This window comes from Streptomyces sulfonofaciens (genome assembly GCF_014656295.1).
Taxonomy (GTDB): domain Bacteria; phylum Actinomycetota; class Actinomycetes; order Streptomycetales; family Streptomycetaceae; genus Streptomyces; species Streptomyces sulfonofaciens.
Genome location: NZ_BNCD01000111.1, coordinates 1 through 513, shown reverse-complemented (window position 1 = coordinate 513; position 513 = coordinate 1). Strand labels below are relative to the sequence as shown.

Annotated in this window: 1 protein-coding gene; it reads left to right on the top strand. The window is 39.4% G+C overall.

What is annotated here, in order from left to right; genetic code table 11:
* Positions 1–31 precede the first annotated feature (31 nt).
* The coding region (locus IE313_RS36775) for a SurA N-terminal domain-containing protein (protein ID WP_229925217.1) at positions 32–513 on the top strand (482 nt) is incomplete at its 3' end.

Here is a 513-nt window from a genome sequence, read left to right as displayed (position 1 = left end):
AAAAGGGATTAGAGTTCTTATGATTGAATGGATGCAAAATCATAGAAAGTATTTAGTGGTTACAATATGGATAAGCACGATCGCTTTTATTGCCGCCGGGATGATAGGCTGGGGGCAATACAGCTTTTCTTTAGATAGCGATAGCGCTGCCAAAGTGGGACAAATTAAGATTTCTCAAGAAGAATTAGCCCAAGAATACCGCCGCCTTAAAGACGCATACGCTGAGTCTATCCCCAATTTTAAAGAACTCACTGAAGATCAAATCAAAGCCATGCATTTAGAAAAAAGCGCTCTAGATTCGCTCATCAATCAAGCCCTATTGAGAAATCTCGCTTTAGATTTAGGGCTTGGTGCTACGAAGCAAGAAGTGGCGAAAGAGATCCGAAAAACGAGCGTTTTTCAAAAAGATGGCGTTTTTGATGAAGAATTGTATAAAAATATCTTAAAGCAAAGCCATTACCGCCCCAAGCACTTTGAAGAAAGCGTTGAAAGGCTTTTAATCCTTCAAAAAAT